A 23,301-nucleotide genomic window follows, 5' to 3' on the forward strand; every position below is an offset into this window, starting at 1 on the left:
AATCTACTAACGTTTAACCGTTCTGACTGTTGTATGAAAAAAAAGTGAAAGTTTGCGTTTCCGACCTGAAAACGGCAATCTTCCGGACCTGAAAACCGCCGTGTATCCGGCCCGTTGCTTTAAAACCAAATATACCGAATTGATACAGAATCGCAAGCTGCCCGGCAGGAGCCGCTTGAGTAGCCCGGCTGGTTTCAGATACGCATCGAACATGAAATACGTTGCATGTCGTTAACCAAAACAGGCGTAAAATGTCTGTAACAGCATATAATTTTGTAGTATGACACCGAATCAGATCTTACAACAGTATTGGGGGTACCCGGCTTTCCGGCCCTTGCAGGAAGATGTCGTCGGGGCGGTATTGAACGGGCAGGATGTGCTGGTGCTCATGCCGACCGGTGGCGGCAAGTCGATCTGCTTTCAGGTGCCTGCCCTTGCCATGGAAGGTGTCTGCATCGTGGTCACCCCGCTGATTGCGCTCATGAAAGATCAGGTGGAGCAGTTGCGGCGGCGGGGTATACCGGCAGCAGCGGTATTTTCGGGCATGCACTGGCGCGAAATTGACTCCACGCTGGATAACTGCATTTACGGTACCGTCAAGTTTCTCTATGTCTCGCCCGAGCGGTTACAGACCGAAATCCTCATTGAGCGGGTAAAGCAGATGAAGGTGTGCCTGCTGGCCATTGATGAGGCACACTGTATCTCGGCCTGGGGCTATGATTTCCGGCCACCTTACCTGCAGATTGCCGACTTCCGGCAATTGATACCCAACGTACCGGTGATTGCCCTGACGGCCTCGGCTACGCCCGACGTACAGGCTGATATTCAGGCTAAACTACAGATGCGCCCGTCGCCAACCGGCGAAACACTGGTGTTCCGGCAGACCTTTGCCCGCCCTAATCTGTCCTATTCGGCCATTGCCGAAGAAAATAAAGAGGGTCGTTTACTGCGGGTGCTGAGCAATGTGCCGGGGTCGGCAATTATTTATGCCCGGAGCCGCCGGCAGACCCAGCAGATTGCCGAATGGCTGCGGTGGCAGAACATCGTGGCCGATTATTACCATGCAGGGCTGAGCAACAAGCAGCGGGGCGAAAAACAGGACGCCTGGATCAATAACAAAACGCGGGTAATGGTGGCGACCAATGCCTTCGGGATGGGCATCGACAAGCCTGATTGCCGGGTCGTGATTCACGTTGATCCGCCCGATACGCTGGAAGCGTACTACCAGGAAGCCGGCCGCGCCGGGCGCGACGGGCAGAAGGCGTATGCCGTATTGCTCTACACACCCGCCGACCTGACTACCCTTTTGCAGCGCACCGAGCAGCAGTATCCGCCGGTCGATCTGATCCGGCGGGTATATCAGGCCGTAGCGAATTTTCTGGCCGTACCGGTCGGCAGCGGGCAGTTTACGAGCTATGATTTCGACCTGCAGCAACTGATCAGTAAGTTCAACCTGCCGGCTCAGGAAACACACTACGCGCTGAAACAATTACAACATGAAGGTCTGATCGAACTCAGCGAAGGCTATTACCGGCCGTCGCGGATCATGATGTCGGTGGATAACCGGCAACTGTATGACTTTCAGCTTAAAAACCCGCATTATGATTCGTTTATCCGGCTCCTGATGCGCATGTATGGCGGAGAGTTGTTTACCGATTTCCTGACCATCTCGGAAAGCGCACTGGCCAGGGCCTTTCTGATTTCGGAGCAGGAGGTGATGAACGTGCTGGACCAATTAAACCAGCGCGCCATTCTGGTTTATGAAAAACAGAAAGATAAACCGCAGCTGACCTACCTGACCCCGCGCATCAATGCAGAGCAGCTGGTGATCGACACGGCGGCGCTTGCCGAACGGAAACACCGTGCGCTGTCGAAGGTGAAGGCCGCTATCGATTATGTGCAGCATCCGCAGCAGTGCCGCACCCGTTTGTTACAGAACTATTTCGGGGAAATACCCGAAGAAGCCTGCGGGGTGTGTGATAACTGCCTGAAAAATAAAAACAAACAGCATAGCGTAGACGCGGTGCGGGAGCAGGTGAGGAGCTATCTGGTACAAGCGATGACACGGGGCGTATCCCCGCGGCAGCTGGCGGATCAGTTTGCGGCAATGGATAGTGATGTACTGGCACAGGCTGTCCGGCAGTTGCTGGCTGATGAGCAGATCGGGTATAATGAAGGTGGGAATCTGATCGTGCTGATGCCCTGAAATGGCCCAAAGGCCGGCGATGTTAACTATAGGCGTTAGCCAATATCGCCGGCCGTTCCGGTTGATAGAGCGGGCTCTCCTGCTCTTCCTGCCATTTCCGGAGCCAGAAACGGTATTTTTTCCGGCCATACTCAATAAAGCCGGGAATCGACGTCGCCTCTACGGCAAAGAGCCGGTACGGCCGCTGTTTCATTACGCCGACAAAAATAAACCGGAACCGGCGGGTATCGACCCATGAGCGGACACCGGCATCGGCATGCCGCAGACTGTCGAGGTAAAAAGCTGCCTGCCGGTCATAATCGTAGGTGTAACAGCTTTCCAGAAACTGCGCCTGTGTGCGGGCAGAGGTGGTTTTAAAATCCAGTACCAGCGCATTCTGCCGCTTAGGACTGGTATAGACCAAATCCAGCCGCGCTTTACACTCAACCTGGCTGACCGGATCCGTAAACAGCACAACGTGTTCGCGCAGGGCCTCACCCATATGCGGGCGACGCTTCTGCGCCTGTTGCAGGTAGCGTTTACAGAAGCTGTCGTTGTAAATCGTATCCATCAGCGAGGTCAGCTGCTGTGTTTCTTTCGGGGCCATATCCGGCAGCAGTTCGCCCATAACATCGCCGATGGTTTCCGGTTCGAGCAGGTGCTGGTGAAAGGCCCGTCCGAAGGCCTTTGCCTTTTCCGACGAAAACCGGGCTGAAGGCAGCGAGCCGTATCCCAGATGTTCTTCTTTCAGCCGTGTCAGATCTGAATTAGAGACCCGTGGCAAGGCCCGGTAGTCGGCGGAGGTGCCGGCAAATACCGGTGCGCTATCAAATTTACTAAGCATGGCGTTTTGATGAGGGTACAAAAAAGTGCTGCCCGGCCGGAAAGGCCGGTTCAGGCAGCACAGATGGGTGGAAACCGGATTAGTTACCCGTCGTTACCGGAATCTGGATGGCGTCGGTCTCATCGCCGAGATTGGCAAACGGGTTGTAGTAATTGAATGCCGTTTTGATATTGGCAATATCGGTCAGCGTTTCCTGCCGGAAGATTTTATGCTCATGCGCAAACTGCTTCAGCTCGGCCGTACGCTCGGGTGTTCCGAGCTTATACGAGAACGTGGCAATGTGGTATATTCCCTTCGGCTGGATCTTGTTGTTTTCCTTCTTTTCTGCCACCGCCGTAATCACGACATCAGCCAGTGTAAGGTCGTCGTAATAGAGCGGCTCAATCAAACGGAAAATATTATCGACAGAATAGCCATGAAACAGGACCGCTGACACACAATTTTTGTCATCCACGAAAAAAATTTCAGCCCAGTTCTTCGTACCCATATTCAGGATATTATCCGTGAAGATGCGCCACGCAATCGGCTGAAACGTAAGAGTATTTCCCAGCTTTTCGGCCCCGTTGATGTTAAAACCGCCTTCTTTCGCATCGAACCGGTACTGGCGCGGATGTCCTTCCAGGTATTTGAAGCGACGGCTTTTTTCCGTTGAGACAATTTCTATTGTACCATTTTGAAATTTTTGATAAGGATTTACAGCCTGATCATTTTGATTTGTCTCAATTGTGTTTTTGTTTTGCATGTTCATTAGTATTTGTTGTTTACTGTTCAAGCAGGGGGCCCACATTGCGGTCCCTTTTGCCTTTTATAGCGGTCTGCTTTATGATATAAATTTACACAGAAATGTGTAAAAAGACAACGCCTGCCGCAAAGATTTCTGCCCCTTAGAGGAGGGCCTGTTTTATCCCCGTAAAATGGCTTGGCGGGCACTTTAAGGACACTTACGGGGACTATTCCGGGAACTTGTCACTAAGCCAGCTGATTTACATAAATGTGTGTAAGCTGGCACAAGGATTATGGCGATTGAAACGCGTTTACAGCAGCTGATTGATGCACTTGACCTGAGTGTACTGGAGTTTGCCCGGCATCTGGGCGAGCACAGAGGAGAAAAAATATACCATATTCTGCACGGGAGGCTCAAACCACGCTTCGAAACGCTCGAAAAAATCCTGCAGGCGTTTCCGCAGGTAAACGGCGACTGGCTTATCCGTGGCGAAGGACTGATGTTTAAGTCGTACCAGCCATCACCATCAGCTGCCATTACGACCGAAGAAAGGCTCCGCAACGTTGAATTCCTGCTCTTTCAGCTCAACGAACGGGTAGCCCTGCTGCAACAAACACTCGACGAACTTCGCTGCCAATCAAACAAGCCCTGACCTTTGGTAGTTATAGAGAAAACTACCAACGTCATGGAAAACGAAAATAAATCATTTGACCCCCAGGATGTCGATAACGAGTATTACTCGAAAGACCCCTATCAGCACGGCGATTCTGACTACGGTCGGGTAAGCGAAGGTGTTGGCAATAATTCGTACAAAAGTTCTACGTCCGGCATGGATATGGACACTGAAAATCAGGAGTACATTGCCGAAACGCGCGAAGCGAATAAACATGAAGGCAATCCGGCTTTACCTACGGGTGAAACCATTGCTACCGGTACCATGGAGTGGGACGTAGATGCCGAAGCCGTTGAGCGGGGCCATAACAAGCCACATCCCGTAATCAGCGATGAGGCTGCTAAGAAATTCAGCGAAATTGCCGAAAATCCGTCAGACGATGCCTTATTTCACCGCGCCGATGCCACCTATCTGGAAGAAGGTGACCATCCGGGAGAAGGGTATGACCCGCATCATATGGGCTATGATGCCAACGAAAAAGACAAGGAATAAAGAGCCGATAGATAATTGTTGAACCGATTGGGGCGGCTGGAGAGCGATCTTCAGTCGCCTTTTTTTTGCAGATTTTTGTAAACTTGCTCCCTGATTCATTTCTGCCGGAGCAGGGGTATCCACCCGCCTGGTTACAGACCGTACAGCGGTATTTTTTTGCCGTAATAACCGATTTGCAGGACTTTTTGGGCCATGTATTCCGGTTTGCCATAATAAATCCTGTGAATTCTGTAATCTTGTCAAAATAAAGCTCCTTCAGGTATATTTACGATTCAAACAAGTACGAACTTGATTATCGAGACCCGCGCCTATGCCCGAGCTGGGTTATTGGGCAACCCTTCCGACGGTTTTTTTGGTAAGACCATTTCCATTTCTGTCCGCAACTTTGGCGCGTCAATTACGCTCTATGCTTCACCTGAACTGATCATTGAACCACAGCCACAGGATACGAACGAATTCCGGAGTGTGTATCACCTGCGCGATGCCGTCAGTACGCTGGGGTATCACGGTGGGGTACCGCTGCTCAAGGCGGCCATCAGGAAGTTTGTAGAATATTGCGAGCAACAGCAGATACGGCTGCACAACCGCAATTTTTCCATCCGTTATTCAACGTCAATTCCCCGTCAGGTCGGGCTGTCAGGGTCCAGTGCCATCATTACGGCGGCATTTCGGGCATTGATGCAGTTTTACCAGGTAGAAATTCCGCTTCCGATCCTTCCTAATCTGGTAATGGCCACAGAAACAGAGGAGTTAGGGATTACGGCCGGCTTACAGGATCGGGTGATTCAGTGTTATGAAGGCTGTGTCTACATGGATTTTGACCGGTCGGTTATGGACGCTCAGGGCTATGGTAATTACGAGCAGATTGACCCGGCCCTGCTGCCGAAACTGTACCTGGCCTACAACACGGATCTGGGCAAACAGTCGGGCCGTGTGCATAATGATGTAAAATCGCGGTGGCTGAAAGGCGAGGAGCTGGTCGTTAATACCATGGCCGATATTGCCGATGTAGCACGGCAGGGGCGGGATGCCATTCTGAATCAGGATATCGAATCACTGAACGGGCTGGTAAACCGCAATTTTGACCTTCGGACAAAGATTTATAACATCAGCGACCGGAACATGTCACTGATCAATACCGCACGGGCCTGCGGGGCTTCAGCGTCGTTTACCGGTTCCGGTGGCTCCATTATCGGTCTCTACCGCGATGATGCGATGCTGAACCGGTTGTTTGTTGAACTGAAAAAAATTAACGCACGCGTTATAAAACCGTACATAAGTTAGCGCGTCTGCGGCATTCCCGCAGGCATTCATTCCCGCATAACCATGATAAAAAAAGCTGTAATTCCGGCGGCCGGTTTAGGCACCCGTTTTTTGCCGGCGACAAAAGCACAGCCGAAAGAGATGCTCCCGATTATTGACCGGCCAACGATTCAGTATGTGGTTCAGGAAGCGGTCGATTCAGGAATCGAAGACATTCTGATCATCACGGGCAAAGGCAAACGGGCCATCGAAGACCATTTCGACCGGAACTTTGAGCTGGAAAACCGGCTCGAAGAAAAAGAAGACCAGCTGTTGCTCGACGAAATGCGCCGGTTGTCAGACATGGCGAACCTTCATTATGTCCGCCAGCGCGAGCTGAATGGTCTGGGCGATGCCATCCGCTATGCTCGTCACCACGTTGGTAACGAGCCGTTTGCGGTTCTGTTGGGCGATACAATCATGGATTCGGTCATTCCGGTAACGCAGCAGCTGATTGATACCTTTGCCCAGTTTGGCGGATCGGTGATTGCCGTTGAAGAAGTGCCGCACGACAAGGTCAACCGCTACGGCATCGTGGGCGGCCGTCCGCAGAGCGACCGGATTCTGGAGCTGGATACGCTGGTCGAGAAGCCGTCAATCACGGAGGCACCGTCGAATCTGGCCATTGCCGGCCGGTACATCCTGACGCCCGATATTTTTGACGCCCTGGAGCAGACTGAAATCGGTAAAAACGGCGAAATCCAGCTGACAGATGCCATGCGTATTCTGCTGAAACGCGAAAACATCTATGCGCACCGGATTGAGGGCAAGCGCCACGACATCGGCAATAAGCTTGATTTCCTGAAAACCACGGTTGAATTTGCGCTGAAACGCCCTGAATTTGCCAAACCGTTTATGGCGTATCTGAAGGAAGTGGTAGCGCAGGCTGAATAGGCCATATACCAGAAACCGGCCAGTATTCGTTCTGGCAACAATGACGTAACTGAAATAACTCTTCTTAACAATAATCGGTAAACTATGAAAATGTTAAAGTTGACAACCCTTGGTGTGGTTGCTTTAATGCTCAACGTACAGGCAGGAAATGCGCCTAAAAAAGGCAAATGGGAAAAACTGTTTGACGGCAAATCACTCACGGGCTGGCACACGTATCTGAAGGCAGGACAGCCTGTTTCGGACAAGTGGAAAGTAGAAGACAACGCGATTGTACTGACTTCAGGCGGTGCCGGTGACCTGGTAACGGATAAAGAGTACGGCGATTTCGAACTGGAAATCGAATGGAAAATTGCCGAGAAAGGCAACAGCGGTGTCATCTTCCACGTAAATGAAGATCCTAAATACCGTGCCACTTACGCCACAGGCCCTGAAATGCAGGTACTTGACGATGAGCGCCACCCTGATGCAACTAAAGGCCGGGACGGTAACCACAAAGCCGGTTCATTGTATGACTTGCTGCCACCATCGGACTTTTCCGTGGTTAAACCGGCCGGTGAGTGGAACAAGGCAAAGCTGATCATCAAGGAAGGCAAGGCGGAGCAGTATCTGAACGGCAAGAAAGTTGTTGAGTACGCGACGACCGGCCCTGAGTGGGACAAAATGGTAGAGAACAGTAAGTTCAAAGGCTGGCCGGGCTTCGGTAAGTTCCAGAAAGGCCACATCGCCCTTCAGGATCACGGCGACAAAGTGTGGTACCGCAACATCCGGATTCGCGAACTATAATTTATTGAGTGAATGAGTGATTGAGCGAATGGGTGATATACTGTCAACAGACGCATTTATATCTAAGGGTTCACTCAATCACTCATTCGCTCAAGCACTCACTATCATGCAGACAACCCGTCGGAATGCGCTGAAAACCCTGAGTGGCAGCGCCCTAACCTTAACCGCCCTCGAAACCTTGGCTTCGGGTATGGAACCTCAAACAAAATTAAAAGGCAATATCCGCCATTCAGTCAGTCGCTGGTGTTACTCAAGTATTCCGCTTGACGATCTCTGCCAGGCTTGTAAGGAAATCGGTATTGAGTCCGTTGAGCTGACGGGCCCGGACGAGTGGCCGACACTGAAAAAATACGGCCTGACGTCGGCCCTCGGACAAGGCAACTGGCCCAAAGGAACGGGTCTGCCCAGTTTCTTTAACAATCCGAAAAACCACGATACGCTGGTTGATTTCTACACAACCCTGATTCCGCAGGCTGCCGATGCCGGTGTAACAAACATCATCTGTTTCTCCGGCAACCGCAATGGACTGAGCGAATATCAGGGCCTGCTGAACTGCCAGAAGGTACTGAAGCGGTTGATGCCACTGGCTGAGAAAAACAAGGTAACCCTGACTATGGAGTTGCTGAGTTCCCGTCACAGTCATCCTGATTATCAGTGCGATAATGTAGAATGGGGCGCTGTGCTGTGCGAGATGGTCGGATCCGAAAACTTTAAGCTGTTGTACGATATTTTCCACATGCAGAGCATGCACGGGGATCATATCCGCAACGTACAGCGCTACGGCAAATACATCAGCCATTACCATACGGGTGGGATGCCTGATCGCCGGGAAATTGACGAGCGGCAGGAGATTTACTACCCTGCCATCGTAAAAGCCATTGTGGCAACCGGCTACAAAGGTTTTATCGGCCAGGAGTTTGTGCCGACGCCAAAAGACAAGGAAGGCATGCTGGCCTCACTGAAACAAGGCGTTCTGATCTGCGACGTGTAGGCGGGTTAGTACAAACAAAAAGGCGGCTGGTATCTCCCGGCCGCCTTTTTGTTTATTTATCGTTTGCCAGCGTCTGAATCTCCGGATTGGTCAATGGGCGGTTGTAGATGCGGATGTCGTCGAGCTGGCCCCAAAAATAGCCTGCATGTGTATAGTTACCCCAAGGTGAATCAGATACACCAAAATCGACATGGCTGAATGAGCTATAAGGTGAAGTTACCGGGGATTGTCCGATGAAAGATCCATCAATATACAATTTCTGAACACGCTGAGTAGCATCATAAACGGCAACAAGGTGATGCCACGTACTGTCCATATAGATCTTTTCGGTACGAAAAGACGAGTTCTGCATAATGCCTGACTGATAGGATGAAATCGCTATTTTACCATACAGGCCTGCATAAACCGGCTCTGTTGAACCAAAGGACTGAATTGTGAACATTTCTTTACCGAACGAAGCAAGAACCGGCCATCTGCCGTTGGCATTAACCGGAAAAGGCGCTTTAAACCAGAGCGAAATACTCATTTGGTCGGAGAAGGCAGCTGAAGCTTTTATGCGGTCGTTAACACCATCAAAGGAATAGGCTTTGTTAGTATTTCCAAACCTGTCTGTCGTTAATGAGGCTTCATAGACTGTCCCATGACGGTTATTACCGCTTTCGTCGTTGGCATTGCCGTTGAAGGGGTAATAGGCAACAAGGCCATCGGTTAACGAGGGAGATAACCGGAGAAACGCGCCGGGATTTGCGAAACGCAGCACCCCTGACTGCTTTATACGAGATGCAGAGACTGTCGTGTTTGCCGGAATGGTAATCGTGTGACCTTCTGTAATCTGAACATAGTCGTCTGCCGTGGGGAGCCGGTTGCAGGGCCAGACGGCCGGGTCGGTCCATAGACCGCTTTTGACCGAGGTCAGGCTGGTACATGGGCTGACGGGAATTGGGCTGGTAAACGAAACCGGTTTTGAAGGAGTAGCCTGTAAAGGGCCTGAGTACGCTATGAATAGAAGGTAAGCCAGACGCCAGAGTGTAGATTTCCGAAAGTATGGGAATAAAGATGGCATGTTGTGTAGTGAATGAATAGTGGAAAACCAAAGGTAAAAATTAGATACAAAAAACACCTTATCATACCTGCAGCCGGGTATGATAAGCGTATTCGCCATCCCTGATCAAACTTTTCACTACACATGCTCAAAAATTCAAACATTCAGTCCCGGATTTGGTAATTTAATGTAGCATAATACAAACCAAAACGTACAGCTATGTTGGAACGATTGGAGGAAATAAGAGAAAATATATTCCGATATCTCGAAGCTCGTATTGAGCTGTTTACCCTCGAAACAAGAGGCAAAATTGAAGACGGAGCAACAAAAGCCATTCATGGCATTGTACTGGGTTTTCTGGCCACCATCACACTTATCTTTTTATTCAGTCTGCTGGCGGCATGGCTGAACTATGTACTGGACAGCCGGTATCTGGGCTTTCTGATTGTCGCGTCATTTTTTCTGGTGCTGACCATTATCTGGGCCGCAGCTAAAAACTTCTGGATTAATATGATCCGTGAAATGGCGTACAATACCATTAAAAAACAGCAGGAGACCAAACAGAAAGAGCGCGCCGACGCGGTAGAGGAGTTGATGGATAAAACCCGTAATTCATTGAATGAAAGCGGTCGTTACATAAACGAAAACCGTCCGAATGCATAAGATTCTCTACTCAACAGATTTTTTCACTAATTTAGACCTGTAAAACCATGGAAGATCCTAAAGTACCGTTCGCTGACACAACCGCCCGCCGGGCCGAATTACTCGAAGCTACCGAACGGTATAAGTCAACTATCGAAACAAGTGTTCAGTCTCTTAAAGGCGATGCCACAGAGATGGGCAAGACCGTTGCGCTGGTTGCCGGGGTAGCATTAGGGGTTTTCCTGATCACTAACGCTATTCTGCCAAAGTCAAAAGAATACCGGTATGCCGAAAAATACGGCGAGCCGGAAGATACTGATTACAGCGAGGTCGATGAGGAGGACGAAGATGACCGATTCAAGTCGAACCGCCAGTTAATTAAAGAAACAAAGCAGGAGCAAACGAAAAAATCAGCTATCGGCGGGTTGATTGGTGGGTTGGTGACATCAGTGCTGACCAACATCGCCCGCGAACAGTTGACCAATGTGTTGACCCGCATCCGTGAGAATAATGCAATCAATCCAACAGCACGAGCTGAAAATAACCAATACTACCACGAACAAGCCCCGGCCGACGCTGTACGCTACTCTTCGTAGCTATCAACAGACCGGACGTAAAGCGCTCGCCGTCCTGCTCGACCCCGATAAGGTGGAGCTGGGCGGCTTTTCCTCTTTTTTGCGCCGGACACTCGACCATCCGGTTGATTTCTTTCTGGTTGGTGGCAGCCTGGTAACCGAATACACACATCAGGAAATTATTCAGACGATCCGGCAACATACAGATACACCGGTAGTGCTTTTTCCCGGAAACAGTTTACATATCGAACCCTCCGCCGATGGTATTCTGTTGCTCTCCCTCATATCGGGGCGTAACCCTGATTTTCTGATTGGTCAGCACGTAGTAGCGGCTCCGCTGCTCAAAAAAAGTAAACTTGAGGTGTTACCGACCGGCTATATGCTGGTAGATGGCGGCGCGCAGACGACCGTGTCCTACATTAGCGGCACCATGCCGTTACCGCACGATAAACCGAGTGTGGCTGCCTGTACGGCAATGGCCGGTGAGATGCTGGGTATGCGCCTGATGTATCTCGATGCCGGCAGCGGTGCCCGCCGGTGCGTGTCGGCGGAAATGATTACAGCCGTTCGGGAGGCGGTTGATACCCCGCTGATCGTTGGCGGCGGCATCAATTCAACTGAAAAAGCGGAAGCTGCCCTGCTGGCCGGCGCTGACATGATTGTGGTTGGCAACGGGATTGAAGCCAACCCGGATTTACTGCCCGAACTTTCAGCCCTTGTCCGGTTCTATAACCGTCAGATTGTGACCGGCAATTAACTGGCCGGCCCCGTCAGATTTCCCCGCCAGTATTCCCGGCTCCAGATCCTGCGGAAGGGCCACTGCCTGCCTGCCAGTGCCAGCGGTATATACGCATGGGCTTCCTTCGTCGTTTGCTGCCAGTACTGATCGTCATCGGTCAGCAGAACCCCCTGATAGGTTTCACCGGTTTTAATGGTCAGGTCGGCAAACGGCAGTTCAGGGCGATAGGCCGGCTCCCGGCGCGCCAGCCGGTCTTTGAGCAGCGCACCGGTCCGCAGTCCTTCAACTACACGTGGTTGCGGCCGGAACTGCCCTTGTGATACCTGAAGCGCATAGGCAAGGTAGGCTTTCAGCAGTCGTGGGCCATCGTGGGCGGCCGTATCAACCTGCAACTGCTCCGGCCAGAGACTCGTAATCACAACGACTTTCTCGCGGGCGCGGGTGACGGCTACATTCAGCCGGTTTTCGCCGCCGCGCGTATTCAGGCTGCCAAACTGCATCGCCAGCCGCCCGGCTTCACCGCTTTCAGTGATACGCGGTGCATAGCCAACCGAGAAAATGATGATATCACGTTCATCGCCCTGCACATTTTCGATGTTTTTAACAAACAGCGGAGCAAGGGCGGGCGCTGGCTGCTGACTGCCCTTTTTCGACTGATCAATAAGCTCCTGGATTAATATCTGCTGGGGATAATTAAACGTGACCACACCAATTGACCGGTCGGGCTGTTCGCGCTGAAGACGGTCAATCAGGGCAAGGACAGCCTGCGCTTCAGTCAGGTTCGTGTTATTCAGCCATGTACCACCCACATGCTGGTACTCAATGGCGGGTTCTTTCTGATTGATTTCCCGAAAATCAGGGAGTAAGGTCAGGCGGTTCTGGTAGAAATGCTGGTTCGAAAACTGAATGAGATCCAGTGTACGGCTGCGGTAATGGCCCGTCAGCGAGACTTGTGGCAGCCATTGTGCGGCCAGTTCCAGCAATGATTCCACTTCGAGAGCAGCAGGTATATCATCATCCATCGCCGGGTCTTCGGGGCGGATGCGGTACAGATCGCCGGGCCGGAGCTGCTGACTATCGCCGGTAACAACCAGCTGTTTACCCCGGAAAATAGCCGGAATACCATTTTCCGCAAAACACTGCGAAGCTTCGTCAAAAATGACAATGTCGAACAGTCCCTTTTCCAGCGGGAACATGGCCGACACTGATTCAGGAGATGCCATCCAGCACGGAATGAGCCGGAATACTTCATCTTCATGTTGCTGCAGAAGCTTCCGGACAGGCCAGATGTTGCGTTTTTTTGTCGTCTGGTGCAGCAGTTCGCGATAGGTCGTCAGGTTGTTGAGCCGGTTGAACGACAGGTTGCGGTAGGTCTGCTCCCGCAGCTTAACCAGCAGAATATCGCGGCTAAGGGCCTGTTTTTTCTGCACGCTGGCCTGTAGCGTCGCCTCCATCTGCTGCATGCGCAGCGAGGATACAATGCGCAGTTCCGGATAATGCCGTTCGAGGTGGTTGAGCCACGCAAACTGTAACGCGCCGGAAAACTGATCTACAGGCCGTCCGGCCAGTTTCGCCAGTACCGCCTGTTCGGTCGGTGAAAAACGCTCGTGCAGGCGGTCGGCTTCAATCAGAAAATCAATGTCCTGTTGCAGCGAATGCCGGAGCCGGGCCGCAAATGCTTCATCCTGCTGCCATAACCGTTCAATCTGTGCATCGGTCAGGTAGGTTTGCCAGCCGACACGCTGAAGATGCAGGTGCTCTGCAGCGTTCAGCAGCCTGCGTACCGCGTCTGTAAAGGAGGCTGCTGTCAGCCAGACATGTGCTTCCAGTTGTTGCAGGATAGTCTGGTCGGCAAAACGGGCTGCGAGTCCGTGGGCCTCATGTAGTTGCCGGAGCAGAATGGCTGTCTGCTGGTCTGTATCCGCCGTACCAAAGCCTGTTAGCAGGCGCTCTGCCTGTTGCCTGAGCCCAGCCAGTGTCTGCCGTTTAGCCAGTTTTTGGCCTAGTAGCTGCAAATCAGGCTCGCTGTTTGTCAGGCCGTTGGCCTGTACGACACGCTGAAGGTCATCTTTACCGGCGTGCGTCAGCTGCCACCACTGCCAGTTCACCCACGATGCCCGTGCCTGTTGCGCTTCCCGCAGCAGGGCAGCGAACGGGTTGAGGTCTGTGTCGGGAACGCCGAGCAAGGGCCCGGCGCCGGTCAGGGCTTCTTCCCACTGCCGGATAAGCTGATCCAGCGCATGGTCGGAAAACTGGTTTGCCGAGTGGTCGGGATGCCGGCGTAATTCCCGGGCAATTGTCCAGATAGCAGGATCGGGCCGGGTATCAATCAGCGTCAGCAGGGCATTCAGCGGCCATGCTTCTTCCTGCCAGCTATCTATGTCGGCCAGCGTAAATGGGTTCGTCAGGAGCTGGTTTAGCTGCGCAGCGGTTTCATTGGCTACTGCCGGAATGGCCGTCAGTAACCGGTCAATAGTGGCGATGTCTCCGGTACCCAACTGACTGAACGAGCGCCGGTCATACCACGGATGCGTCGGGCCGAGGCGCTGTTCATAAGCGGCATAGTCGGTGAGCTGCCGCTGAAACACCGCCAGCTTTTCGTCAAACGGGAATTGGGTATATAAATCGCCTAAGTCAGGTAACCGGTCCTGTTCCTGCATTGGCGCAGAGAGGTAAAGTTCCTTGGCTGAGAGACCGCAAATGCTGCTATCAAAAAGGGCGTTTTTGAATCCGGTCAGCTCTGTCAGTAACTGGTCGATCTGCCGGCTTTCGGCGTCGAAATCGCGTTCGAGCAAAACGGCATCCAGGCTGTGATTCTGTTGCCGGTATGCGTCAATCTGGTCAATCTGAGCAGCAACCTGCTGATACAGGGCCTTACGATCATCCTGAAAATCGTGAATCAGGGCGGTAAAGGCCGACATGCCGACCTGCTTCAGCCGTTCGTAGACCACATCCAGCGCGGCCCGTTTCTGGCAGACCAGCAATACCCGCTTTCCTTGAGCAGCGGCATCGGCCATCAGGTTGGCAATCAGCTGGGACTTGCCGGTGCCCGGAGGCCCCTGGACCACCAGCGACTCACCGGTTTTGACCGCCCGGATGGCCCGTTCCTGCGAGGCATCCACCGGCAGGGGGGTATGCAACTGCTCTTCCCGGACTGGCTGGTCCCGGACTGGATGGTCAGTCAGCTGTGCAATGCTGTTGAGATCAAACGGGTTGGGCTGGTCAGCCTCTTCCATAAACTGATCAAGCAGGCTGTCATAGTCGGGAACCAGAAAGGAACCGGCCTGCGGAAAAATGCCCAGTACGGCTTCGGAGTAGAGTTTGAGTTCGCCGGTACGTTCGAGCTGCTCAAGGCTTTTAGCCGTCAGCTTGTCAAACGCCTGCAACCGGTCGGTAAAGAGATCCTGATTGAAATGAATCTGTAGCGTACTTTCTTTCAGCCATTCATATAGCTCATTACGGAAGGCCAGCGCCGCCGGTACTTCCTTTGGCCGTTCTGCATCGTCAAATGATTTACTGACAACCGACTCATCCAGCCGGACCTGATTGTAATGGGCATAGGCCAGCAGCATACTCTGATTGATCCGCGCCAGTTCATCGCCGCGGCGCATCAGCCGCCATTGATCCTGATGTTGTTCCAGATGAACCGGAAAGAAAAGCAGCGGCCCGTGTACAACGGTACCGTCCATAAACTTTCCTCTCACAAACGGCCAGCCAACATACAAATCCTCTGAGCCCCGCTCGGCTTCAATGAACCGCTCGGTACGGGAAATCCGGCGGAGCTTTTTGCTGACCAGGTTCACCCGTTCGTCGCGGGCGTCCATCACATCGCACAGGGCGACCGGCCGTTTGCTGCCAATCAGCTGGGCCAGTATCTCAAACGATGGTTTATTGAGCAGGAAGTCGGCTTCGTGCAGGTCCAGAAACTGCTCGGCGGGCAGGCCGGGGAGTAACAGGGAGCGGTTGCGGCTGCTGAGGTTGGTCAGGCGCCGGCGATAAGTGCGCAAAATACCAGGCGTAAGCATCAGGTAAGCCAGATCGGGTTGTCTATAAACAGCTTCGGGAAGTTCAACGACTTCCCGAAGCTGTTTCCACAATATAACGAAAGGACGTTAATTCTGTTCGTCCGATTTTTTTTCAGGGATAAGCCAGGAGGCCAGTACACTGACGGCCAGAATGCCGACAATGATATACAGCGAGTAAACCGGCTGGAAACCAAGGTGTTCCAGATAGGGTTCGGCCAGCATTTTTACCCCGATAAAGGTTAACAGTACAGCCAGACCGGTCTTCAGGAAACGGAACTGATCCATGATGCTCGACAGGAAGAAGAACATTGACCGGAGCCCCATAATGGCGAAAACGTTCGAGAAAAAGACAATGTACGGGTCCTTGGTGATCGAGAAAATCGCCGGAATTGAGTCTACAGCAAAAATCAGGTCAGTGAACGCAACGACAATGACGACGATAAACAAGGGTGTGACAAACAGCTTGTTATCTGTTTTGCGACGGACGAAGAAGTGGTCGATTACGTTCCGGCGGTATACGTTCAGGTACTTAGCGGTGAACTTAACAACGGGATGGTTTTTGGTATCCATCTGTTCGTCTTCATCTCCTTCAAAAAAGAGTTTCACGCCGGTGTATATCAGGAATGCGCCGAAAATGTAAATGATCCAGTCGAAGCGTTGCAGGAGTGCCGACCCCACAAAGATGAAGATGAACCGCAGGACAATGGCACCGAGAATACCCCAGACCAGAATTTTCTTGTAAAACTTCTCCCGTACGCCGAAGGATTTGAAAATCAGGATAAAGACAAAAATATTGTCCGCCGAGAGAGAATACTCGACCAGATAACCGGTGATGTATTCCAGCGCCATATTGGCCTGAAAACGGGCCAGACTGGCTTCAAAATCACCGGCAATCAGCTGTACGTGATCGGCATAGCGCTTTTTTACTTCCAGTAGCCTGGCCATGTCGGTAATGCCATGTACCAGATAACCGAAATTGCGGATAAAGAAGTAAAAGGCAACGGAGAGTGCTACCCAGACCGCACTCCAGAAGGCGGCTTCCTTAAACGAGACAACGTGACTTTTTTGTTTGGTAAAAACGCCGAGGTCGAGGGCCATCACCAGCATGACGAAGGCCGCAAAGCATAGAAAGAATAAAGTTTCGTTAGTTAGCATAATGTCTTGTATGGTTAACAAGAAAACATGGAGTTATCAGGAAAGTTGATGGACATTCGTCAAAACAAAGCGCAATATCGGGAAAGGAAGTGGTTTGTTTGTGTAAATTTTTGTCACATAGCGGAATAGGCATTAGTTTTGGGCTATGTTTAATGGCAAGAAAGTGATTGTGGTTATGCCGGCCTACCGGGCAGCCCTCACCCTCGAACGCACGTACCGTGAAATTCCCTTCGATATCGTTGACGATGTTATCCTTGTCGACGATGCGAGTCCTGATAATACAGTCGAAGTCGCCAAAGCGCTTGGGATTCGTCATGTGATCCGGCATGATAAGAACAAAGGCTATGGTGGCAATCAGAAAACCTGCTACCGGAAAGCGTTGGAACTTGGTGGTGACATTGTCGTGATGTTACACCCTGACTACCAGTATACACCCATGCTGCTGACCGCCATCATCTCCATCATTGGTAATGAATTGTATCCGGTAGTTTTTGCTTCCCGTATCCTCGGTAAAGGTGCCCTGAAAGGCGGCATGCCGATGTACAAATACATTGCGAACCGTTTCCTGACCTTTTTCCAGAACCTGGTCATGAACCAGAAACTCTCCGAGTACCATACCGGCTACCGGGCGTTTTCGGGCGAGGTACTGCGCAGCATTGACTTTACGCATAACTCCGACGACTTCATCTTCGATAATGAAATGATTGCCCAGGTGTTTTACAAGGGCTTCGAGATCGCCGAGGTGACGTGTCCGACAAAATACTTCGAAGAGGCTTCATCAATCAATTTTCGCCGGAGTTCCATCTATGGCCTCGGCGTACTGAAAGTGTCCGTTCTGTACCGTCTCACAAAGTGGGGACTGTTTCGCTGGAACGTACTGACGAAGTAACGACCGGTTCGTTTACATGCGCTTCCAGAATCAGGGATTCCAGGGTGAGCCCCGGGCCGAAGGCGCAGCTTAAGATATTTTCGGAAGAGGTGGCGTCGCTTGCAAGCGAGGCTGCCTCTTTTTTTATACCCAGCTCTTGCCAGATTTCGCGCAGCACAAACAGAACGGTTGCCGATGACATGTTGCCGTATTGCTTTAGCACATGGTAGGCGTAGCGGTTGTCATGGATGTCCAGTCCGAGCTGTTTTTCGATAGCCTCCAGAATACGGCGGCCGCCCGGATGCAGGGCATAATAATGAATATCGCCGATAGTCAGCCCGCTTTTCTCCAGTAGCCGCGACAATAACCGGCCGATGTTGCGCTCGATCACGCCGGGTACTTCGGCCGTCAGCGTCATTTCAAAGCCAAAATCAGAGACATGCCACGCCATTTCGTCACGTCCTTCGGCCAGCAGGTCGCAGAAGAAGGTGCGCATCCGCAGCGATTTATCCGCGCGGGGCTTTCCTTCGACCAGCACTGCGGCAGCGCCGTCGGCAAAGAGTGCATTCGACAGTAAGTAATCCAGGTCCGGTTTTTTCTGGAAATGAATGGTGCAAAGTTCAGTGGATACCACCAATACTTTGGCTTCCGGATTAGCCCTGACAATGGCATCAGCCGTTTTCAGGCCGTTGAACGCACCGTAACAACCCATGAAATTGATCAGAAGCCGGTGCGTGGTCGTTGGCAGACCCAGTGCTTCGACCAGCTCAATATCGGGACCGGGGGCATAAAAGCCCGTACAGCTCACGACAATAACGTGGGTTATCGTTTGCGGATCAAAGTCCGGATAGTCGGCAAACGCGTTGCGGGCAGCGGCCATGGCCAGTTTCGGCGTTTCGCGCCGGTAAACTGCATTTCGGTCGCTGACTGACGGAAAGGGTTCCAGTCCCGGTGTATTCGGATAAAATGTATATTCACCCATCCGAAGACCGTAGTCCGGCAATACCGAATGCCGCTGATCAATCCGCGTCTGACGGTAAATAACATTCAGCTTACGGCGGTCGGCAGTATCCATGTTCAGCGCTTCCGCCATAAATTCAGCGATTTTCTGTTGCGGGATAGCGTTTCCGGGAACGGCCGTTCCGATAGCATTTATATAACTTTTATGATCCTGTTCCTGCATAGTGTTAGCGACGGATTATCCGATGGCAAAACAATATAACAATCGCTGCCGGAGAAGGTTAGGGAAAGCAACTGCCATTCAAAAAAAACTATTACATGACCGCCCGTACTATTTTACTGCATCTGCGTTTGCCGTTTTCGGTTTTTCTGCTGCCGGTATTCCTCTTTGCCCTGACGCAGTCGCCGGAACCGGATACATGGCGGACCGCCGGTGTGTTTTTTATTCTCCATTTTTTGCTCTATCCGGCCAGCAATGCCTACAACAGTTATTTTGATAAGGATGAAGGCAGTATCGGTGGTCTGGAAGCACCGCCGCCGGTCGGGAAGGAACTCTTTTACGTTGCCTGGGTACTCGACATCGTTGCACTGGGATTAGGCGCTTACATCGGCTGGCCCTTTGTGGCCTATCTGCTGATCTACGGGTTTATCTCCAAGGCCTATAGCCACCCAGCTATCCGGCTGAAGAAATATCCCGTGGCCAGCTGGCTGATCGTTAGCCTGTTTCAGGGCGGCTTTACCTATATGATGACCCTACAGGCAATCAATAGCATACCTGTAACCGGCCTGCTGACGCCACAGGTGTTGTTAGCGTCGGCCCTCTGTACGCTGAACCTGCTGGCGTTGTATCCCATTACGCAGGTTTACCAGCACGACGAAGACGCCCGTCGCGGTGATCTAACCATGAGCCGGTTACTGGGTATCCGGGGAACGTTTATCAGTACAGCCGTTATTTTCAGCCTGTCGGCGGTTGGGTTTTACCTTTACTTCGGCAATACGACACCCTTTTATCTGTTTTTGCTGTTTTTATTTCCGTCAGTAGCCTTTTTTCTCCGCTGGAGTTATCTGGTCTGGCAGGACGAGCGGCGTGCTAATTTCCGCCTGACAATGCAAATGACACTGATTGCAGGCCTTGGGTTAAACTTTTTTTTCATGGTTTTATGGTTTCTGCATGTACCTCCAGTGGTTTGAAGAGAAATCAGTCAAAAAAAACAGAAAAATTTTCAGGATAAAAGTTCCTCAAAATCAGCTTATAGGCGTTTGTGATGGCTTTTTTGAGAAAAAAAGTTGATGTTTTTTTTGAGATGCCTCTTGACACAAGTCAAAAAAGCGCTACCTTTGCATCCACAATCGCCAATCAAATGGCAAACGCGAAAGTAGCTCAGCTGGTAGAGCGCGACCTTGCCAAGGTCGAGGTCGCGGGTTCGAACCCCGTCTTTCGCTCTACAAACTCAGCCCCGACCCCTCGGGGCTTTTTTGTAAGCAGCGGCATCACCGCGCCGGGATGGCGGAATAGGTAGACGCGCAGGACTTAAACTAACTTGAGTGCCCGGCTGGAAACAACCGGAGTAGAACCGCTTAAATTCGGGGAAGCCTTACAGATAATGTTGGTAATCCCGAGCCAAGTTCCGGATCAAACCGGAAAAGGTGTAGAGACTTAACAGGCGGTACCTTCCTTCGTGGAAGAAGATGGTAAAGAGAAAGTCCAGACCACAAATTTCTGCGCAGGCAGAAAGCAGTGAAAACTGTAGATGGTACGAAAATCCTGTGGGCCGTAAAAGCCCGTGCGGGTTCGATTCCCGCTCCCGGTACGAATGTGGCCCAAATCGCTGATTTGGGCCTTTTTTTATTCTGCCACAATACTTGCCACAGATTTTGCCACAAAAACACCTGTAACAACTCCATTCATATCCTAATGAAATCTAATCCTGAACGTAAGAAGAAAATCGCTTCTGAGCGATTCCGCTTGCCTAAACTGAATAACAGGGGAGGTGATCTAAACAAACGGTGGTATGTCGAATACTACCTTTGGAATGAAGCCGAACAACGTTTAGACAGACAACAGCAGTTCGCTCCGAGTGCCTGTAAAACTGCAAAAGAGAGAAAGGTTTGGGCTGTATCAACCATCACTGAAATAACAGAGTTGATGCGGCAAGGATACATATACACTACGCATAAGGAAAAAAACGACAGTAAAAAAACGGAAGTAAAAGTTTCGCCGGAATCTGAGAAAAATAAGATAGATCATCTTACGGTTCAAGAAAGTGAAATAGATGAAAATCTTAAAAAGAGTGTAAAAGATACAATAAACTTAATTGTAAATGTAAAAGCCCGTACAGCAAGAGATAGGACAGGAGAAACTTACCGAAATACGTATAATCGTTTCGTTGATTTTCTTACGTATGCAAAATTGCTTGATCTGACTTTTGAAAAACTAAGCCCTCGTATATTTTATGATTTTTCTGATTACATCGTTGTAGAAAAAAAACTTTCTAATAGATATAGAAATAATATGCTAAATGACTTGAAAGTAATTTTCAACGAAATAGTAGAACGAGAGATTATTTTAAAAAGTCCGCTAAAAAAGATTCCACCATTAACAGTTGATCCTAGCCGAAAAAATATTGCCTTTACAGACGCACAAATGACTGAATTAGAAAAGTACTTAATTAAGAATGATGAACGTCTGTATTTTTTTACGCGATTTATTTACCAGGCATTCATTCGTCCAAAGGAGCTAGTACAGTTGCAGGTAAGAGATATACAGTTAGAAAACAATAGAATAGCGATTCCCGGCCATATTGGTAAGGGTGGGGCAAGGAAAGGCTTAAAGGTTGAATATGTGCAGATTACGCCTGTGCTACAGGAGACGATTCACAAAATGAAATTAGGTTCACATATGCCAACTGACTATTTGTTCGGCAGAAAGCTTGAAACGTCTTCTTTACCAACGGTTCGTAATCGCGTGTCGGATCGTCATCAGGCAGCGTTAAAGGGGGCTGCTCTTTACAACGGTGAACTGACGCTCTACAGTTGGAAACACACCGGAGTAATGAAAGCTTGGAAGGCAGGAGCTTCAATAGAATGGTTACGGGAACATTTACGACACTCTGATTTAAAAGACACCGTTGTTTATATGAAAAGTTTAGGGCTAATGCTGGAACGTGAACAAAAGCCTCCTGTGTGGTGATTTTGCAAAAGATAAATTTATATAGTGTGTTTGTGTGTAAACCTTGACAACTTAGTCAACCAAATTATTAATTTCCTGATTAACAGTATTTTTTTTATCACAGCGCTACTGAAAAATGGTTGACGATGGTTGATAAGACCCTTGAAAAGGTTGACAAAAAAAGAGCCGGACTAACAGCCCGGCTCTTTTTAACTACCCATTCCCATGTTACGCAGCTACTTGTCCGAAGTTCCAGGTATCTGTCTTTTTTATCGTATTATTATCAATATATCCTCCTACCGGCCATCCTGAATTATCAATTTTTCGCTGTAAAAAATTGATACCCGAATAAATCTCAAACTCTGAAATGCTTCTGATACTTCCTAGTCCAAATGCTCCAAGTTTTTCGCGGTCATCCCCGAATTGCGCTTTTTGGCCTGTTAGTTTTCTCAGTCGCCGGAACCATCCTTGTTCGCGCTCTGAAATATAATGTTCATCCCAATGTTTTATCAGCTTTTTCTTCTGGCCGCTTTCGTTTTCTATTTCCCATCCATAGCGGTGATACACATACATTTTGTGAGGGTGAAATAAATCATATCCCATCGTGTATAATCTCACCGTTAAAGAAAGCTCTTCGCCAAAAAAATAAGAGTATGGATCATAACGATGCTCTTCAGCGAAGTCGCCGACAGTAAAAATGTAATGGCCGGAAACAGCTCTGGCCGGGATTGGCGCATTAGATGTAAACCAGTGAAAGAAAAAAGGAATCGTATAGCCGTTTTCACGAAATTCCTTCATGAACATCAAAGACCCCTGATCAACTGAACAGGTTAATTCTCCCGTTTTGGGATTGTATGGCCCTGCATAGGTAGTCAGAACCGGTTTAGCGTGGCCTTTTGAGCGTAAGAGTTCAATTTGCTCAATATGAAACACGTCCCAACCTTGCCGGAAACGATGATGGGCGTCCAGCTGAAGACAATAATCCTGTCTGTTGTAATTCGTCTGTGCCAACGCCCGGGCCTGTCCTAGTCCAAATGTGTTATGTTCCGGAACATATATCCAACGTACATTATTCATCCGGATCATATCCTTGATGTCAGAATAATCCCCCTGATAACATACTGAAACGGTAATGTTCTGCGGGTATGTGGCTTTCATGAACAAGTCATTAAGGGTAGCCTGTAGATCAGTCTCCTTGTAAGCTGCTATTTGAACGAAAATTGTGTGCATGGCTGCTA

General features: G+C 50.4%; 20 protein-coding genes and 1 tRNA gene. 14 read left to right on the forward strand and 7 right to left on the reverse strand.

The genetic code is table 11. The features are described from left to right. Positions 1–280 precede the first annotated feature (280 nt). Positions 281–2,206, forward strand: a complete 1,926-nt coding sequence (locus AC23NW_RS25750) for a RecQ family ATP-dependent DNA helicase (RefSeq protein WP_487453085.1) — start codon at positions 281–283, stop codon at positions 2,204–2,206. Between the two features lie 22 nt (positions 2,207–2,228). On the opposite strand, the gene AC23NW_RS25755 is transcribed toward AC23NW_RS25750, so the two are convergent. Both AC23NW_RS25755 and AC23NW_RS25760 read right to left on the reverse strand, forming a co-directional pair. Further along, positions 2,229–3,029 (reverse strand): PD-(D/E)XK nuclease-like domain-containing protein, encoded by an 801-nt coding sequence (locus AC23NW_RS25755; protein ID WP_293834042.1) that lies wholly within the window; start codon positions 3,027–3,029, stop codon positions 2,229–2,231. Positions 3,030–3,108: 79 nt separating this feature from the next. After that, entirely contained in the window at positions 3,109–3,777 is a 669-nt protein-coding gene (locus AC23NW_RS25760; protein WP_293834043.1) for a hypothetical protein, read from the reverse strand. A 268-nt stretch (positions 3,778–4,045) separates the two neighbouring features. Here AC23NW_RS25760 and AC23NW_RS25765 point away from each other — a divergent pair, with 268 nt between their 5' ends. The 6 genes from AC23NW_RS25765 to AC23NW_RS25790 all read left to right on the forward strand — a co-directional run bounded on the left by AC23NW_RS25765 (position 4,046) and on the right by AC23NW_RS25790 (position 8,888). Then, positions 4,046–4,405, forward strand: a complete 360-nt coding sequence (locus AC23NW_RS25765) for a helix-turn-helix domain-containing protein (protein ID WP_487453086.1) — start codon at positions 4,046–4,048, stop codon at positions 4,403–4,405. Positions 4,406–4,438: 33 nt separating this feature from the next. Continuing rightward, entirely contained in the window at positions 4,439–4,918 is a 480-nt protein-coding gene (locus AC23NW_RS25770) for a hypothetical protein (RefSeq protein WP_293834045.1), read from the forward strand. 288 nt (positions 4,919–5,206) lie between these two features. After that, the gene (locus AC23NW_RS25775) at positions 5,207–6,202 is read left to right on the forward strand and encodes a mevalonate kinase family protein (protein ID WP_293834046.1); all 996 of its coding nucleotides are present in this window, start codon (positions 5,207–5,209) and stop codon (positions 6,200–6,202) included. Positions 6,203–6,244: 42 nt separating this feature from the next. Continuing rightward, positions 6,245–7,114 (forward strand): UTP--glucose-1-phosphate uridylyltransferase GalU, encoded by an 870-nt coding sequence (gene galU / locus AC23NW_RS25780; protein WP_293834047.1) that lies wholly within the window; start codon positions 6,245–6,247, stop codon positions 7,112–7,114. A 126-nt stretch (positions 7,115–7,240) separates the two neighbouring features. Further along, a complete protein-coding gene (locus tag AC23NW_RS25785; RefSeq protein WP_487453188.1) occupies positions 7,241–7,897 on the forward strand; it encodes a 3-keto-disaccharide hydrolase in 657 nt (218 codons plus the stop codon). A 106-nt stretch (positions 7,898–8,003) separates the two neighbouring features. Continuing rightward, a complete protein-coding gene (locus AC23NW_RS25790; RefSeq protein ID WP_293834049.1) occupies positions 8,004–8,888 on the forward strand; it encodes a hydroxypyruvate isomerase family protein in 885 nt (294 codons plus the stop codon). A gap of 52 nt (positions 8,889–8,940) precedes the next feature. Here AC23NW_RS25790 and AC23NW_RS25795 read toward each other — a convergent pair whose 3' ends face one another. Beyond that, a complete protein-coding gene (locus AC23NW_RS25795; protein WP_487453087.1) occupies positions 8,941–9,951 on the reverse strand; it encodes a LamG domain-containing protein in 1,011 nt (336 codons plus the stop codon). Positions 9,952–10,149: 198 nt separating this feature from the next. Between AC23NW_RS25795 and AC23NW_RS25800 the strand changes: the two genes are divergently transcribed. From AC23NW_RS25800 to AC23NW_RS25810, 3 genes are read left to right on the forward strand one after another with little or no spacing between them, the layout of a single operon-like run. Beyond that, on the forward strand, positions 10,150–10,593 hold the full coding sequence (locus AC23NW_RS25800; RefSeq protein ID WP_293834051.1) for a phage holin family protein: 444 nt from the start codon (positions 10,150–10,152) through the stop codon (positions 10,591–10,593). A gap of 47 nt (positions 10,594–10,640) precedes the next feature. Further along, a complete protein-coding gene (locus AC23NW_RS25805) occupies positions 10,641–11,168 on the forward strand; it encodes a hypothetical protein (protein ID WP_487453088.1) in 528 nt (175 codons plus the stop codon). Continuing rightward, entirely contained in the window at positions 11,083–11,904 is an 822-nt protein-coding gene (locus AC23NW_RS25810) for a phosphoglycerol geranylgeranyltransferase (protein WP_293834053.1), read from the forward strand. Before AC23NW_RS25805 ends, AC23NW_RS25810 begins: the two co-directional genes overlap by 86 nt. On the opposite strand, the gene AC23NW_RS25815 is transcribed toward AC23NW_RS25810, so the two are convergent. Then, the gene (locus AC23NW_RS25815) at positions 11,901–15,983 is read right to left on the reverse strand and encodes an AAA domain-containing protein (protein WP_487453090.1); all 4,083 of its coding nucleotides are present in this window, start codon (positions 15,981–15,983) and stop codon (positions 11,901–11,903) included. The genes AC23NW_RS25810 and AC23NW_RS25815 overlap by 4 nt on opposite strands. 15 nt (positions 15,984–15,998) lie before the next feature. Further along, positions 15,999–17,066, reverse strand: coding sequence for a TerC/Alx family metal homeostasis membrane protein (locus AC23NW_RS25820; RefSeq protein WP_487453092.1), 1,068 nt, complete (start codon positions 17,064–17,066; stop codon positions 15,999–16,001). Between the two features lie 145 nt (positions 17,067–17,211). Here AC23NW_RS25820 and AC23NW_RS25825 point away from each other — a divergent pair, with 145 nt between their 5' ends. After that, positions 17,212–17,955, forward strand: coding sequence for a glycosyltransferase family 2 protein (locus tag AC23NW_RS25825; protein ID WP_487453093.1), 744 nt, complete (start codon positions 17,212–17,214; stop codon positions 17,953–17,955). Here the strand turns inward: AC23NW_RS25825 and AC23NW_RS25830 are convergent. After that, positions 17,912–19,117 (reverse strand): type III polyketide synthase, encoded by a 1,206-nt coding sequence (locus AC23NW_RS25830; RefSeq protein ID WP_487453095.1) that lies wholly within the window; start codon positions 19,115–19,117, stop codon positions 17,912–17,914. The two genes, AC23NW_RS25825 and AC23NW_RS25830, sit on opposite strands and share 44 nt — an antisense overlap. A 95-nt stretch (positions 19,118–19,212) precedes the next feature. Here AC23NW_RS25830 and AC23NW_RS25835 point away from each other — a divergent pair, with 95 nt between their 5' ends. The 3 genes from AC23NW_RS25835 (at position 19,213) to AC23NW_RS25845 (ending at position 22,084) form a co-directional block, all read left to right on the forward strand. Beyond that, on the forward strand, positions 19,213–20,085 hold the full coding sequence (locus tag AC23NW_RS25835) for a UbiA family prenyltransferase (RefSeq protein ID WP_487453096.1): 873 nt from the start codon (positions 19,213–19,215) through the stop codon (positions 20,083–20,085). 179 nt (positions 20,086–20,264) lie between these two features. After that, positions 20,265–20,337: transfer RNA gene (locus AC23NW_RS25840), tRNA-Gly, on the forward strand. Between the two features lie 472 nt (positions 20,338–20,809). Continuing rightward, positions 20,810–22,084 (forward strand): tyrosine-type recombinase/integrase, encoded by a 1,275-nt coding sequence (locus AC23NW_RS25845; protein ID WP_487453098.1) that lies wholly within the window; start codon positions 20,810–20,812, stop codon positions 22,082–22,084. Positions 22,085–22,291: 207 nt separating this feature from the next. Here AC23NW_RS25845 and AC23NW_RS25850 read toward each other — a convergent pair whose 3' ends face one another. Next, a complete protein-coding gene (locus AC23NW_RS25850) occupies positions 22,292–23,293 on the reverse strand; it encodes a GlcNAc-transferase family protein (RefSeq protein ID WP_487453100.1) in 1,002 nt (333 codons plus the stop codon). Between the last annotated feature and the right edge of the window lie 8 nt (positions 23,294–23,301).

The sequence above is a fragment of the Arsenicibacter sp. R0_47 genome (genome assembly GCF_057652235.1).